The 13,078-nt window shown below is 67.6% G+C and carries 18 protein-coding genes; 8 read left to right on the plus strand and 10 right to left on the minus strand.

Translation table 11 applies throughout. The features are described from left to right. Positions 1-92 precede the first annotated feature (92 nt). Both EV650_RS07990 and EV650_RS07995 read left to right on the plus strand, forming a co-directional pair. Entirely contained in the window at positions 93-1,067 is a 975-nt protein-coding gene (locus EV650_RS07990) for a zinc-binding dehydrogenase (protein WP_134116845.1), read from the plus strand. A 74-nt stretch (positions 1,068-1,141) separates the two neighbouring features. Continuing rightward, positions 1,142-1,894, plus strand: a complete 753-nt coding sequence (locus EV650_RS07995) for a phytanoyl-CoA dioxygenase family protein (RefSeq protein ID WP_134116846.1) — start codon at positions 1,142-1,144, stop codon at positions 1,892-1,894. A gap of 484 nt (positions 1,895-2,378) precedes the next feature. Here EV650_RS07995 and EV650_RS08000 read toward each other — a convergent pair whose 3' ends face one another. From EV650_RS08000 to EV650_RS08030, 7 genes are all read right to left on the minus strand, one after another. Beyond that, entirely contained in the window at positions 2,379-2,807 is a 429-nt protein-coding gene (locus tag EV650_RS08000; RefSeq protein WP_202874430.1) for a DUF6069 family protein, read from the minus strand. A gap of 5 nt (positions 2,808-2,812) precedes the next feature. Continuing rightward, a complete protein-coding gene (locus EV650_RS08005) occupies positions 2,813-3,799 on the minus strand; it encodes an RNA polymerase subunit sigma-70 (RefSeq protein ID WP_134116850.1) in 987 nt (328 codons plus the stop codon). A gap of 64 nt (positions 3,800-3,863) precedes the next feature. Further along, entirely contained in the window at positions 3,864-4,454 is a 591-nt protein-coding gene (locus EV650_RS08010; RefSeq protein ID WP_134116852.1) for a hypothetical protein, read from the minus strand. Between the two features lie 161 nt (positions 4,455-4,615). Further along, a complete protein-coding gene (locus EV650_RS08015) occupies positions 4,616-4,951 on the minus strand; it encodes a YnfA family protein (RefSeq protein ID WP_134116854.1) in 336 nt (111 codons plus the stop codon). Further along, complete coding sequence (locus EV650_RS08020) at positions 4,948-5,361, minus strand: MerR family transcriptional regulator (RefSeq protein ID WP_134116856.1); 414 nt, start codon at positions 5,359-5,361, stop codon at positions 4,948-4,950. Before EV650_RS08020 ends, EV650_RS08015 begins: the two co-directional genes overlap by 4 nt. Beyond that, on the minus strand, positions 5,358-5,669 hold the full coding sequence (locus tag EV650_RS08025; protein WP_134116858.1) for a hypothetical protein: 312 nt from the start codon (positions 5,667-5,669) through the stop codon (positions 5,358-5,360). The genes EV650_RS08020 and EV650_RS08025 overlap by 4 nt, the downstream gene beginning before the upstream one ends. A 42-nt stretch (positions 5,670-5,711) precedes the next feature. Beyond that, the gene (locus EV650_RS08030) at positions 5,712-6,383 is read right to left on the minus strand and encodes an FHA domain-containing protein (RefSeq protein WP_134116860.1); all 672 of its coding nucleotides are present in this window, start codon (positions 6,381-6,383) and stop codon (positions 5,712-5,714) included. Positions 6,384-6,467: 84 nt separating this feature from the next. Between EV650_RS08030 and EV650_RS08035 the strand changes: the two genes are divergently transcribed. The 3 genes from EV650_RS08035 (at position 6,468) to EV650_RS08045 (ending at position 8,871) form a co-directional block, all read left to right on the plus strand. After that, complete coding sequence (locus EV650_RS08035; RefSeq protein ID WP_134116862.1) at positions 6,468-7,544, plus strand: ATP-dependent DNA ligase; 1,077 nt, start codon at positions 6,468-6,470, stop codon at positions 7,542-7,544. Beyond that, a complete protein-coding gene (uppS, locus tag EV650_RS08040; protein WP_134116864.1) occupies positions 7,544-8,302 on the plus strand; it encodes a polyprenyl diphosphate synthase in 759 nt (252 codons plus the stop codon). The genes EV650_RS08035 and uppS overlap by 1 nt, the downstream gene beginning before the upstream one ends. Before the next feature lie 65 nt (positions 8,303-8,367). Then, a complete protein-coding gene (locus tag EV650_RS08045) occupies positions 8,368-8,871 on the plus strand; it encodes a hypothetical protein (RefSeq protein WP_134116866.1) in 504 nt (167 codons plus the stop codon). Here the strand turns inward: EV650_RS08045 and EV650_RS40300 are convergent. Both EV650_RS40300 and EV650_RS08050 read right to left on the minus strand, forming a co-directional pair. Then, the gene (locus EV650_RS40300; RefSeq protein WP_166678058.1) at positions 8,868-9,044 is read right to left on the minus strand and encodes a hypothetical protein; all 177 of its coding nucleotides are present in this window, start codon (positions 9,042-9,044) and stop codon (positions 8,868-8,870) included. The two genes, EV650_RS08045 and EV650_RS40300, sit on opposite strands and share 4 nt — an antisense overlap. A 2-nt stretch (positions 9,045-9,046) precedes the next feature. Beyond that, on the minus strand, positions 9,047-10,936 hold the full coding sequence (locus EV650_RS08050) for an ABC transporter ATP-binding protein (protein WP_134116868.1): 1,890 nt from the start codon (positions 10,934-10,936) through the stop codon (positions 9,047-9,049). A gap of 132 nt (positions 10,937-11,068) precedes the next feature. On the opposite strand from EV650_RS08050, the gene EV650_RS40655 reads away from it, so the two are divergent. The 3 genes from EV650_RS40655 to EV650_RS08060 are packed head-to-tail and all read left to right on the plus strand — an operon-like array spanning position 11,069 to position 12,290. After that, positions 11,069-11,509, plus strand: coding sequence for an SRPBCC domain-containing protein (locus EV650_RS40655; RefSeq protein ID WP_238174071.1), 441 nt, complete (start codon positions 11,069-11,071; stop codon positions 11,507-11,509). Then, complete coding sequence (locus EV650_RS40660) at positions 11,506-11,835, plus strand: ArsR/SmtB family transcription factor (protein ID WP_238174072.1); 330 nt, start codon at positions 11,506-11,508, stop codon at positions 11,833-11,835. Before EV650_RS40655 ends, EV650_RS40660 begins: the two co-directional genes overlap by 4 nt. Before the next feature lie 11 nt (positions 11,836-11,846). After that, positions 11,847-12,290 carry an SRPBCC family protein gene (locus EV650_RS08060; RefSeq protein WP_134116872.1) on the plus strand — a complete coding sequence of 148 codons (444 nt, stop codon included), beginning with the start codon at positions 11,847-11,849 and terminating at the stop codon, positions 12,288-12,290. Here EV650_RS08060 and EV650_RS08065 read toward each other — a convergent pair. Continuing rightward, positions 12,287-13,057 carry an enoyl-CoA hydratase/isomerase family protein gene (locus EV650_RS08065; protein ID WP_134116874.1) on the minus strand — a complete coding sequence of 257 codons (771 nt, stop codon included), beginning with the start codon at positions 13,055-13,057 and terminating at the stop codon, positions 12,287-12,289. The two genes, EV650_RS08060 and EV650_RS08065, sit on opposite strands and share 4 nt — an antisense overlap. Positions 13,058-13,078: the final 21 nt, after the last annotated feature.

Raw genomic sequence — 13,078 nt, forward strand, 5'->3', positions numbered from 1 at the left:
GTCGCCCTCCCTCGGACCGCACTTTAGTACACAACGTAAGGAAGTGGCAGAGGTTGACCTCAACCAACGTTGAGGTCCTAGCGTTGCCGGGCATGAAGGCGATCAGACTGCACGCGTTCGGCCCGGCGGAGAACCTGCTCTACGAGGACGTCCCCGACCCCACTCCCGAGACCGGCATGGTGCTCGTCGAGGTGGAGGCCGCCGGTGTCCATCTCGTCGACACGATGATCCGGTCGGGCTCGACCGGCGACAGCCCGATCCCGATCCCTGACCTGCCGACGATCCCCGGGCGCGAGGTCGCGGGCCGGGTCAGCGCGGTCGGCCCGGACGTGGACGCGTCCTGGGTCGGCAAACGTGTCGTCGTCCATCTGGGCATGGTGCCAGGTGGGTACGCCGAACGCGCGGTAGCGAAGGTCGAGTCGCTCTACGAGATTCCCGACCACGTGGACGCGGCGCAGGCAGTCGCGGCGATCGGCACCGGGCGGACGACCGCGGGGATCCTGTCGCAGGCTCAGCTCACTGACGATGACGTCGTACTGATCACTGCCGCTGCGGGCGGGATCGGCAGCTACCTGGTGCAGGCTGCGCGGAACGTGGGCGCGACGGTGATCGGGTTGGCGGGCGGTGCGGCCAAGGTCGAGCTGGTGCGGTCGCTGGGGGCGCAGTACGCGATCGACTACAACGATCCGGACTGGGTGGCCGGGCTGAAGGCCTTGCTGGGCGATCGGGAGATCACGGTCCTGCTCGACGGGGTTGGTGGGGTCAACGGTCAGCACGCGTTCGACCTCCTCGGGTACGGCGGGCGGCTGCTGATGTTCGGCTGGTCGGGTGGCGGCGCGATTGAGTACACCGACGAAGAGCTGGCGGCCCGCGGCCTCACCGCCGACTGGGCAATCGGAGCCAAGTTGGCCGCCCAACTCCGCACCCTCGAGACCGCCGCACTCGAGGAGGCCGTCTCGGGCCGCTGGCACGCGCTGACCACAACGTTCCCTCTGTCCGAAGCAGCAGCCGCTCACCAGGCCCTCGAAGACCGGCAGACCACCGGCAAGGTCGTCCTCATCCCCTGAGACGCGCGGGGAGACATTCTCTGCCGGTCGCTGTCGGCTTAGCGTCGTAGTACAGCCGATCTAGCGGAGGATTCATGACCGACCTGGTCACACCCGACCACCTGGCGCAGTTCCGCGACGAGGGGTACTTCGTGCTGGACCGCGTGCTCACCGACGAACAACTGGAGCTGTTGCGCGGCGGAGCGCAGTACTCGATCGACAAACTCGACGCCGCGATGGACGAGGCGGGGACGGACTCGCTCGGGATCAACCACCGGGGCAAGCGGTACTTCAGCAGCATGATCTACCAGGACCGGCCCGAGCTGCGGCAGTTCCTGTTCAGCGACACGATGGCCGAGATCTGCCGGAAGACGCTCGGGGACGAGGCGTACCTGTTCTGGGAGCAGTACGTGATCAAGGCCGGCGACCCGGAGACGGCGTTCGCGTGGCACCAGGACTCCGGGTACGTCCACGAGGACCACACGCCGTACCTCACCTGCTGGATCGCGCTCGACGACGTCACCGAGGAGAACGGCTCGGTCTACCTGCTGCCGTACTCGCGGTCCGGGATCAAGTCGTACATCAAGCACATCCGCGACCCGAAGCTGAACGACATGGTCTGCTACTTCGGCTCCGACCCCGGCATCCCGATGACCGCGTCGGCCGGCTCGATCGTCGTCTTCTCCAGCGTCGTCATCCACCGCAGCGGTCCCAACCTCACCGACCGAAACCGCCGCGTCTACATCGCGCAGTACTCCCAAGACATCATCCAAGCCAAGGACGGCTCGCGCGCCCACGGTTCCTTCGACCCATTCCTGAAGGCCGGTCAGAACATAGCCGACCACTGACAGGCCTCGTCGTTCCCCCACAGGCCGGGTTGGGGAGGATTTCCTGCCCGATTCGGCGCAGAATCCTCCCCAACTCCCCTCAGAGAGCTCGGCATGAGGAGTGCTTGGTGGTAGGCGAGTTCGCTCCTCGTCCTCCACCATCGCCGACCACAGTCGTACGGCGAGCTCGGCGGCCTTGGAGCGGATCTCGTCAGGCATCAGGAGGCCGGGTGGCGGAGCTCCTTCGCCGTCGCAGTAGTCGTCCGACACGAAGAACAAGTCCGCCGCCGCCTGGTGCTGCTCCGACTGGGCGATCAGCCGTTCGCGGGCTGCGTCACCCGGCTGAAGTTCCCAGCCTTCAGTGGGATGACCCAGACCCACAACTCGCTGGCTGCGGAACCAGAATTCCTTCGAGCGGCGACCTCCGACTTCGACATCAGAAGCCTGTTACTGGCTTGAGCCTGCACGTCATGACCCCCAGAAGATTCGAACGATTGGGCCATCGCTAGCCTGCCCGGCGGAGGCTCCGGGCCAGGGTTGGGATCATCACCGTGGCAGCGATGACGTGCAGGCCGATGAGGGCGGCGGTGGTGGCGGTTGTTGCCCCGGCGAGGAGGGGTGGGACGAACGAGATCGCGGTCAGCGGCAAGGCTGTCTGCACGAATCGTTTGGCGGGGCGGGTGCTCCAACGCCCGAGAGCGGCGGCGATGACGACGCCAACGACCGAGAAGAAGCCTGTCACCACGGTGAATCCGGGCACCGGGATGGTCTCACCACCATCGGGGACCTCGAAGTCGACGCCACCGGCCCGGGCCAGCGCGGCGGCGACGGTCGTTGCCGCCATCGCCGCGAGGGTGGCAAGCAAGCCGGTGCCAATGAGGCCGCGGGTGTGGTTTGTCCGGCCCGCTGCCGCGACGGCTCCGGTGTCATTCATGCTGTTCATGGCATCCCTAGGGTCTCGGGCAGGCCGAGTCGCGGGAACTGGTCGGCGTGGAAGGTGATGATCTCGGCGATCGCCCCGCCGGTCACCCGCAGTACGTCGATCGTGAGCGGCAGGTACGTGCCCTCCTCCTGCCGCATGTAGAAGGCCACGGCGGGCTGACGGTTCGCCGACGTGAGTACGGCGCGGAGGTGTTTCATGTCCTCAAAGCCGCTCTCGATCCAGTCGTGCACCACCGCGTCGCGGCCGACGTACAGGCCGGGGGTGGGCGGCATCGAGCAGCGGACGTCGTCCCGTAGCAGTGCGGTGATCGTGTCGACGTCCGTGGCCACGCTGGCCTCGGTGTAGCGGCGTACCAGGTCGCGTGTGCCGGCGTCCTCGTCGCCGCCGGTCCAGTCCTGACGCTCGGCGGGAAGGTGCTCCCGCATGCCGGCGCGGGCCCTCTGCAGCGCGCTGTTCACGGAGTTGACGGAGTCACCGAGGAGGTCCGCAACGTCCTTTGCGGGCCAGCCGAGCACGTCCCGCAGGATCAGCACGGCCCGCGGGCGCGGCGCGAGGTGCTGGACCGCGACCAGATAGGCCAGCTCGATCGTCTCCCGCGCCATCGCAACGCTCTCCGGCTCGTCCGCGTCGGCCGCGGGGAGCTCGTCGAGCAGTTGGTCCGGGTACGGCTGCAGCCACAGCACCTCACCGCCGGTCGCCGGCTCCGGGCGGCTCTTGTCGAGCAGGTCCAGGCAGGCGTTGGTGGCAATCCGGTACAGCCACGCCCGGAACGTCGACCGCCCCTCGTAGGTCTCTCGCCTACGCCAGGCCCGCAGAAACGTCTCCTGCACCGTGTCCTCGGCATCCTCGAACGACCCCAGCATCCGGTAGCAATGCACATGCAACTCCCGCCGATGCCGCTCCGCCATCCCAGAGAACGCCGGCTCGTCAACCTCCCCCAGTCCACCCACGCCCAGCCCCTCCAATAACGCATCCACACTCATAACATCACCCTTCCGTCCAGCGCGGTCCTTTCACACGTAAGACGGCCACGGACGCCACAACTCATCACCAGGGCGCGGTCAGCGTGTTCCCGAGGGACATCGAGGCTGCCGTCAGCGCCGTACGGTCGACGGCTGCTGGGGTGTCTTTCGCGAACGGGGTCCAGCCGGGGAAGAAGATGCCGTGCGGCCAAGCGACAGGCTGGGTCCGACTGAAGGCGGTGTGGAACTTGTCCAGGACGACGGCTGGGAGCTTGGTCGAGAGGAAAGGGAGGCTGGAGATCGAATGGCTGGCGCGGAGGGCGCTCGGAGTCGGCAGGGTTTCCTCGATGGCGATTGAGCCGTAGACGGCCCCGGTGCGGCTGGTGAGATCTCGCAGTACGTCGCTCGCCCAGCCAGCCAGCTTGTACGCCGCCTTCCGGTCCTTCAACGTCCACAGCCCCTCGGGCAATCCCAATGCGCCGGCCGACAACGAGACGGCCACCGGATGGGTCTCCACCTCCGTCCCGAACAGATGCTCCACGATCACCGTGCCCAACCCCTTGCCGCGATACCCAGCCTTCAACGCCCGCGACACCGGGTCCCCGCCACGCACCACCGACTCGAACTCCGCACCCCCGAGCCGCACGATCGACCGGTCCTCCAGATCCTGCACCATCCCAAACCGCCGCCCCCGCGGCGCAACCTCAACTACACCCGACGGCACACACCCAAACTCACGCGCGACGTCACACGCACGCGGGAAAGCCAACTCCTCGTCCCCAGCCACCCACACCGCAACCGTCAGATGCGGCGGCTCCGGGTACAGGGCTTCCATCGTCACGAGCTGCGGGGCGCGTACATGATCACGACTACGCCGAGCAGGCAGATGGCGGCGCCGGTGATGTCCCAGCGGTCGGGTTTGAAGTGGTCGACCAGGACTCCCCAGGTTAGGGAGCCGGCTACGAAGATGCCGCCGTAGGCGGCGAGGATTCGGCCGAAGTTGGGGTCGGGCTGGAAGGTGGCGACGAAGCCGTAGGCGCCTAGGGCAACTATTCCGCCGGCGATCCAGAGCAGGCCGCGGTGTTCGCGCCAGCCTTGCCAGATCAGCCAGGCTCCCCCAATCTCGGCGATCGCCGCCAGCACGAACAGGAGGACGGACTTGAGGACCGTCATGCACGGCCGATCTCGGGGAACGGGAGGGGACAGTCGGGGTTGCCGGCGCAGGTTTGGAGGTCGTCGCAGCCGGCGGCGATGCCTGCGCGCAAGGTGTCGGCGATGACGGTGAGGTCGGCGATCTTGGCTTCCACGTCGAGCAGTTTCTCGCGGGCTCGCGTCTGCAGTCCGGCTCCCTCGCCGCGGGCGTGGCGATGTCTGGCGGTGTCGAGCAGGTCGGACACCTCGGCGAGGGTGAACCCGAGTCGCTGGGCCGCCTTGATCACGCGCAGGGTCGTGACTGCTTCCGATGGGTACATCCGGTGCCCGCCACGGGTCCGGCTCGGTTCGTCGAGCAGGCCGCGGCGTTCGTAGTACCGCAGGGTTTGCAGGTTGACGCCGGCCGCAGCGGCGAGCTCGCTCGATCTCACAGGCGTTCACTCAAGCCGTCGAGTACGGCGGTCTGCGTCGGCGGGACCGTGATCCGTAGGCGGAGTTCGTCAGCGGACTCGCTCAGGGTGAAGGTGAAGAATGAGCAGCACTCGGTCTCGCGGGCGGTCAGGTCGGCGACCGTCTCGCGGGAGGCGGGAGTCAGCGTGACGTCGAGGGTCTGCGCGTCCACGCGATCGGCGCCGCGGAGGTGGTCGGCGAACAGTTGGTCGAACTCCGCCATCCGGAACGGCCGGTCCGCGGTCGGCAGGGTGCAGGCGTCGGGGACCCAGGTCAGGTGATCGTCCATGGATCGACGGTAAACCCGTACCGAAGTACCGGATGCAAGTCCTCAGTCGGTCCAGGTCAGGACGTAGGCGACGGCGCCGAAGCTGACTCGGTCGCCGGGCCGGACGCGAGCGGTGGTGGTGATGCGGAGATCGTTGACGCAGGTGCCGTTCATCGAGCCGAGGTCGCGGACCATCCAGCCGTCGTCGACGTGCCGGAGTTCGGCGTGGAAGCGGGACACGGAGACGTCGGCCAGTCGGAGGGTCGCACCGGGACCACGGCCGATCCGCACGGTCGACGTACCGGGTGCGGGTAGGGCGAGCGCGGGAAGCGGTACGGCGGTTGGCTGCCGGACGAACGAGAAGCGCGGAAGCGCGTCCAGCCAGGAGGCGACCACGCCAACCGGGTCGAACCGCGGGGCGCGGCGGGCGACCTGTGCGGGCCGGGGCTGATGCGCTCCGGTACGGGCGTTCGGGGACGCCGAGCTTTCGACCTTCAGGCGTGGCAGGCGTCCGCGTAGGTTGCGGGTCCAGCCCTGGCGAGGTTCGCTCCGCGGGAGGTCGCGGATCGCGTCGGCGAGTTCGCCGCGGCTCTGGGCGCGAAGGACGAAGTTCATCCGCCGGATGAAGGTGTCGTGCGACAACCGGCCCGACCCGGCGCCGTCCCGCAGTACGGCGAGGGCACGGTCCCGCTCCGCGTCCGACGGACGCGTCCCCTCCACCGGCACCGACGTCATAAGGGCATTGTCCGTGGCGTGCCGGTTCACTGTCCACCAGAGGTGTTTCTGGTGACTGTCGGTGGGGTGGGACAGAATGCAGGGATGCGACTGCCTGTGATGCCGCCGGTGAAACCGATGCTTGCCAAGCCGGTCAAGGAGATTCCGCGCGGTGAGTTGAGCTACGAGCCCAAGTGGGACGGGTTCCGGTCGATCATCTTCCGGGACGGGGACGAGGTGGAGATCGGCAGCCGGAACGAGAAGCCGATGACCCGGTACTTCCCCGAGCTGGTCGAGGCGATCAAGGCGAATCTGCCGGAGCGGTGCGCGATCGACGGCGAGATCATCGTGATCGGCGAGTCCGGCGACCGGCTCGACTTCGAGGTCCTGCAGCAGCGGATCCACCCGGCCGCGAGTCGGGTGAACATGCTGTCGGAGAAGACCCCGGCCCGGTTCGTCGCGTTCGATCTGCTCGCGCTCGCTGACGACGACTACACCGAGCGCCCGTTCAGCGAACGTCGTACGGCGTTGCTCGACGCGCTCGCAGGTGTGAAGGCGCCGATCCACGTCACGCCCGCGACCGCCGATCCGGACACCGCCGCGCAGTGGTTCGAGCAGTTCGAGGGCGCCGGTCTGGACGGGTTGATCGCGAAGCCGCTGGACGGGCTGTATGTGCCGGACAAGCGGGTGATGTTCAAGATCAAGCCGGAGCGTACGGCGGACTGCGTGGTCGCCGGCTACCGCCTGCACAAGAGCGGCCCGGACCGGATCGGCTCGCTGCTGCTCGGGCTGTACAACCACGACGGCACACTGGCCAGCGTCGGCGTGATCGGCGCGTTCCCGATGGAGCGCCGCAAGGAGCTGTTCGAGGAGATGCAGCCGCTCGTCACCAGCTTCGACGAGCACCCGTGGGCGTGGGCGAAGCAGGAGGAAGGCGTCCGTACGCCGCGCAACGCCGAAGGTAGCCGTTGGCAGGCGGGCAAGGACCTGTCGTTCACACCGCTGCGGCCGGAGCGGGTCGTCGAGGTCCGGTACGACCACATGGAAGGCATCCGCTTCCGGCACACAGCGCAGTTCGTCCGCTGGCGCCCGGACCGCACGCCCGAGTCCTGCACCTACGAGCAGCTGGAGGAGCCGATCAAGTTCGACCTGGCCGACGTGCTCTCCAGCGCCCAACGCTGATGCTGTACCGCCTGTATACGCGCATCCTCCGGCGCCAGTTGGCCGGTCTGCCGATGCCGCAGCACGTCGCGATCGCGATGGACGGCAACCGCCGCTGGGCCAAGGGCGCCGGGTACGACGACGTACGCATCGGTCACCGCTTCGGTGCCGAACACCTCGAACTCTTCCTGCGCTGGTGCGCCGATGCCGGGATCAAGTGCGTCACGGCCTGGGTGGCCTCGCCAAGCAACTTGCGCAAACGCGACGCTGCCCAGGTCGACTACCTGATGAACCTGACCGAGACCGTGCTCGCGGATCATGTCCGGCGAGACCACAGGTGGCGGCTGCACGTCGCAGGCCAGTTGGATTTGTTGCCTGATTCAACGGCTCGCGCGCTGAAGGAGGCCGTGGAGGAAACTCGCGACCGCCCGGACGCGGCAGATCTGACGCTCGCGATCGCCTACAGCGGCCGGCTCGAGGTGGTCGACGCCGTCCGCGCAATCCTGGACGAGGCAGCCGACGGCGGCCGATCGCTCGAAGAGGTCGCGGACGCGCTGAGCGAGGAGGAGATCGGCCGGCATCTGTACGTGCCGGGCCTGCCAGATCCCGAACTCGTCATCCGGACCAGCGGCGAGCTGCGGATGTCGGACTTCCTGCTCTGGCAGGCAACCCGCTCGGAAATCGAGTTCTGCGACCTCTACTGGCCCGCATTCCGCGAGATAGATCTGCTTCGCGCGCTGCGAACGTACGGACAGAGGAAACTGCAACGATCTAGATGAATACTTCCGGGTCGGACCGGGGCACTATGGAGGCATACCGACTGGTAAGAACCGGAGGTTGCGCGATGTACGACGTCGTACTGCTCGTCGAACAGGAACTGTCCGAGCCCGACGCGAAACGCGTCGTCGAACTGCACGATGACATGCCAGAGCCGGTCAACTACCACGTGCTCGTTCCGTGCCACAACGCCGAGGCGGGCGTCGAAGCCTCGATCAGCGCACTCGGTACGGCGGACCTCTACGGGCCAGGCCTGGCCGGTCAGCGCGAGGATCTCGCCGAGGCCCAGAAGGCGATCGACAGCGAGGCCAAGGGCTGCACCGGACGCAGCGTGGAGCGGCTGCGCGATCTCGGTCAGCACGCCGAGGGCGGGATCTCGCACGACCGGCCGATCGACGCCCTGATCGCGACCGTCAAGCACGTCCAGGGCCAGGAAGTCATCATCCTGACCCGCCAGCACGTGGTCGCGGAGTTCTTCCACCTGGACTGGACCAACTCGGCCCGCCGGCACCTCGGCGTACCCGTGCTGCACCTGCTGGAGCAGGACCCGCAGAAAACCGCAGCCAGCTAGTGGGAGAGCAAGGCCGCGTAGGTGACGCCGCCGGCCAGGCTCGCGATCAGCAGTGACAGCGAGGTCCGGACGACGCGTTCCCCGGTCTCACCGTAGTGGCGGCCGTCCTCGGAGTGGTACGCGAGCTTGAAACCCGCGTACCCCGCGGCGAGGACGAACGCCAGCTTGATCATGGTCAGACACCTGCCGCCGTACCAGATTCGGTGAATTGAGTGTGGTACAGATCAGCGTACTCGCCGGCGGCCGCGAGCAGCTGCTCGTGCGTGCCGCGCTCGACGATGTTGCCGTGGTCAACGACCAGGATCTGGTCGGCGTTCCGCACGGTCGACAGCCGGTGCGCGATCACCAGCGACGTACGCCCTTCCAGGGCCGTGTCCAGCGCCCGCTGAACGGCGACCTCCGACTCGGAGTCCAGGTGCGCCGTCGCCTCGTCCAGTACGACAATCTTCGGTGCCTTCAGCAACAACCGGGCGATCGCGAGTCGTTGCCGCTCGCCACCGGACAGCCGGTGACCACGATCGCCGACCACCGTGTCCAGCCCGTCCGGCAAGGCTGACACCAGCGGCCAGATCTGGGCCGCGTCGAGCGCCGCGATCATCTCGACCTCGGTCGCGTCCGGCTTGGCGTACCGCAGGTTCGCCCGGATCGTGTCGTGGAACATGTGCGCGTCCTGCGTGACGTACCCGATCGTGTCGTGCAACGACTGCAGCGTCACATCCCGTACGTCGTGACCGCCGATCCGCACCGCTCCCCCGGTCACGTCGTACAGCCGGGCGACCAGGTTGGTGATCGTGGTCTTACCGGCCCCGGACGGTCCGACGAGAGCGACCATCTGACCAGGTTGTACGGCGAAGCTGATGTCCTCGAGCACCTGAGCCGAAGCCCGCTTGTCCAGTACGGCGACGGACTCGAGGCTAGCCAGTGAGACCTGCTCGGCCGTCGGGTACGCGAAAGCGACGTGCTCGAACTCAACGCTCGCGGCGCCCGCCGGGAGGTCCTCGGCATCCGGCGCATTCGTGATCATCGGCTCGAGATCGAGCACCTCGAAGACGCGCTCGAACGAGATCAGCGCGGTCATCACGTCGACGCGGATGTTGGAGAGCGCGGTCAGCGGCCCGTAGAGCCGGCCGAGCAGCGCGACGAGTGCGAGCAGGGTCCCGATCGTCAGCGTCTGACGGACGGCCAGGTTGCCGCCCACGCCGTACACCAAGGCTGTTGCCAGCGCGGCGACCAGGGTCAGCGCGGTGAAGAAGACCCGGCCGAGCATCGCGATCCGAATGCCCAGGTCGCGGACGCGGCCGGCGCGCTCACCGAAGTCCTCGTTCTCGAGCGAGGGGTGACCGAACAGCGTCACGAGCAGCGCTCCCCCGACGCTGAACCGCTCGGTCATCGCGGTCGACATCTCCGCGTTCAGGTTCATCTGTTCACGTGTCATCGCGGCCAGCCGGCGACCCAGGACGCGGGCCGGGATCAGGAAGACCGGCAGCATCAGGATCGCGACCAAGGTCAGCTGCCAGCTCAGCGCCAGCATCGCGCCGACGACCAGGATCAGGCTGATGATGTTCGAGACCACGCCGGACAGCGTGGAAGTGAAGGCCTGCTGGGCGCCGATCACGTCGTTGTTCAGACGGGACACCAGCGCGCCAGTCTGGGTCCGGGTGAAGAAAGCGATCGGCATCCGCTGGACATGCGAGAACACCTTGGTCCGCAGGTCGAAGATGAGTCCCTCGCCGATCCGCGCCGAGAACGAACGCTGGACCAGGCCGAGCAACGCCTCGAAGACCGCAAGCAGCGCGACGACCAGGGCCAGCGCGGTCACCAGGCCGGCGTTCCCCTTCGTGATGCCGTCGTCGACGATCTTCTTGAACAGCAGCGGCGACGCGATCACCAGGACCGCCGAGACGATCACCAGCAGCATGAACGCCGTGATGTGCCAGCGGTACGGCTTGGCGAACCGGACGATCCGCCGCAACGTGCCCTTCGCCAGCTTCTTGCCGACGACGGACGCGTCCTGGCGCCGCCAGCCAACCGCGCCCATACCGCCGCGCATCATCGGTCCGGACATTCCGGCCCCCTCCCTGTCGTGAACCTTCATAACACTCGAGGTCGTCGCCCGCTTCCCGCAACTCTTGGTTGCGCGTCGACCGGATCCGGTCTAGAGTCATCTGCAACCAAAGGTTGCGAAAGGATCAGTGTGATGAGCAGGAGCATCGAGCGGGAGATTCGGGTCGAGGCCGCACCCGAGGTGGTGTACGAGGTGGTCAGCTCGCCCGAGCACCTGCGCGAATGGTGGCCCGACGACGCGGACCTCGACGCGACAGCCGGCGCGACCGGGACGATCACCTTCCGGCGCGAGGACGAGACCAAGGTCGTCGCGCTGACGGTCGTGGAGGCCGACCCGCCCCGGCGGTTCTCGTTCCGGTGGGACTACGACGGCGAGGTCGCCACGGCGAGCAACTCGCTGCTGGTCACGTTCGACCTGATCCCGTCCGACGGCGGCACGCTACTGCGGTTCGCCGAGACCGGGTACGACGAGGCCGCGAAATCGGACGAGGTCTACCACGATCACACCAGCGGCTGGAACTACTTCCTGCCCCGCCTCACGCCGTACGTCGACCGGCTGGTGCATCGGCCGTGATCGACGACGAGCTCTGGTCGGCGATCGGCGACCCCACCCGGCGGCGGATGCTCGACCTGCTGCTCGCCAACGGTGGCGGTACGGCGACCAGCCTCAGCGACCAGCTGCCCGTCACCCGGCAAGCGGTCGCGAAGCACCTCGGCGTACTCGACCGGGCCGGACTCGTGCACTCCACGCCGTCCGGTCGCGAACGTCGCTACACCGTGGACGAGTCGCAGCTCGCCCACGCGATCAGCCAGCTGTCCGACGTCACCGAAGCCTGGGACCGGCGGCTGCAGCGCATCAAGCGGATCGCCGAGACGATCCAGAAGACCCGAGACAACTGAAAGGCAGACCCATGAGCGACATCCTGCACCGCGTTGGCATCATCGCGTCCCCGAAGGACGTGTTCGCGGCACTCACCACGATCGACGGTCTGGCCGGCTGGTGGACCGAGGACACCGTCGGCGATCCGGACGGAGTGATCGCCTTCCGCTTCGCCACCGCCGGCGGCGACGGCTTCGACATGAAGGTCCTCGAGACCAAGCCCGGCGAACTGGTCCGCTGGGAGGTCGTCGGCGGTCCCGAGGAGTGGATCGGCACCGAGGTCAGCTTCGCGCTCTCCCAGACCGACGAGTACACGATCGTGCTGTTCAAGCAGGAAGGCTGGCGGGAGCCGGTCGAGTTCATGTACCACTGCAGCACCAAGTGGGCCACGTTCCTGATGAGCCTCAAGCAGTACGTCGAAACCGGCAAGGGCGAGCCCGCGCCGAACGACGTACTGGTCAGCAACTGGCACTAGCCGAGGGCGGCGATGAGTTCCTTCAGTCGTCGGGACTGAGCCTCGCGCTCAGCCTTCAGCTGGTCTTCGTAGGTGCGGTCCGCAGCGCCGAGCAGCAATGCCTTGGTCTCGCGGATCGCACCCGGGAGTGGGCCGAGCACGGCCTCGGTCAGGTCCTTCACCGTCGCCGCCAGTTCCTCGGCGGGTACGACGATGTTCGCCAGGCCGATGTCGTGCGCCTCGGCCGCCTCCACCCAACGGGTCGTCGTACACAGCTCGAGCGCCCGCGAGTATCCGACCAACTGGACCAGCGGCTGCGTGCCGCCGAGGTCGGGAACCAGGCCGAGGGCCGGCTCGCGCATGCTGAAGCGGGCGTCCGGGGTCACGACGCGCAAGTCGCAGGCCAGCGCCAGCTGGAACCCCGCCCCGACAGCGTGCCCCTGGACCGCCGCGATGCTGATGATCTCCGGACGCCGCAGCCAGGAGAACCCGGACTGGAACGCAGCAATCAGCTCCAGCAGTTCAGGCTCTGGCTTCGCGCCCAGCGTCAGCAGCGGCTCCTGACCGTCGACGGCAGGACCCATCATCAGCCGTCGATCGAGTCCGGCCGAGAACGACGGCCCCTCCCCCGACACGACGACCACGCGGACCTCGGGCGGCAACGCCGTACCGAAGTCGGCCAGCGCGCTCCACATGGCCGGAGTCTGCGCGTTGCGCACCTCGGGCCGATCCAGCACCACCCGAGCCACCGGCCCGTCCACCGTCAACCGCAGTCCGAGATCCGTCATGGACCGAACATTACTGCGGAG

Origin of the sequence: Kribbella kalugense (assembly GCF_004365875.1) — a bacterium.
Lineage (GTDB): Bacteria > Actinomycetota > Actinomycetes > Propionibacteriales > Kribbellaceae > Kribbella > Kribbella kalugense.

Bases quoted from the DNA above. Each gene is read 5' to 3' on its own strand.
- EV650_RS08000 (WP_202874430.1), bottom strand. From the start codon at position 2,807: ATGAATGACACCGGAGCCGTCGCGGCAGCGGGCCGGACAAACCACACC.
- EV650_RS40655 (WP_238174071.1), top strand. From the start codon at position 11,069: ATGAGCAGGAGCATCGAGCGGGAGATTCGGGTCGAGGCCGCACCCGAG.
- EV650_RS08050 (WP_134116868.1), bottom strand. From the start codon at position 10,936: ATGTCCGGACCGATGATGCGCGGCGGTATGGGCGCGGTTGGCTGGCGG.
- EV650_RS08065 (WP_134116874.1), bottom strand. From the start codon at position 13,057: ATGACGGATCTCGGACTGCGGTTGACGGTGGACGGGCCGGTGGCTCGG.
- EV650_RS08045 (WP_134116866.1), top strand. From the start codon at position 8,368: ATGTACGACGTCGTACTGCTCGTCGAACAGGAACTGTCCGAGCCCGAC.
- EV650_RS08060 (WP_134116872.1), top strand. From the start codon at position 11,847: ATGAGCGACATCCTGCACCGCGTTGGCATCATCGCGTCCCCGAAGGAC.
- EV650_RS08010 (WP_134116852.1), bottom strand. From the start codon at position 4,454: ATGGTGCAGGATCTGGAGGACCGGTCGATCGTGCGGCTCGGGGGTGCG.
- EV650_RS40300 (WP_166678058.1), bottom strand. From the start codon at position 9,044: ATGATCAAGCTGGCGTTCGTCCTCGCCGCGGGGTACGCGGGTTTCAAG.
- EV650_RS07990 (WP_134116845.1), top strand. From the start codon at position 93: ATGAAGGCGATCAGACTGCACGCGTTCGGCCCGGCGGAGAACCTGCTC.
- EV650_RS08025 (WP_134116858.1), bottom strand. From the start codon at position 5,669: ATGGACGATCACCTGACCTGGGTCCCCGACGCCTGCACCCTGCCGACC.
- EV650_RS08015 (WP_134116854.1), bottom strand. From the start codon at position 4,951: ATGACGGTCCTCAAGTCCGTCCTCCTGTTCGTGCTGGCGGCGATCGCC.
- uppS (WP_134116864.1), top strand. From the start codon at position 7,544: ATGCTGTACCGCCTGTATACGCGCATCCTCCGGCGCCAGTTGGCCGGT.
- EV650_RS07995 (WP_134116846.1), top strand. From the start codon at position 1,142: ATGACCGACCTGGTCACACCCGACCACCTGGCGCAGTTCCGCGACGAG.
- EV650_RS08030 (WP_134116860.1), bottom strand. From the start codon at position 6,383: ATGACGTCGGTGCCGGTGGAGGGGACGCGTCCGTCGGACGCGGAGCGG.
- EV650_RS08005 (WP_134116850.1), bottom strand. From the start codon at position 3,799: ATGAGTGTGGATGCGTTATTGGAGGGGCTGGGCGTGGGTGGACTGGGG.
- EV650_RS08035 (WP_134116862.1), top strand. From the start codon at position 6,468: ATGCGACTGCCTGTGATGCCGCCGGTGAAACCGATGCTTGCCAAGCCG.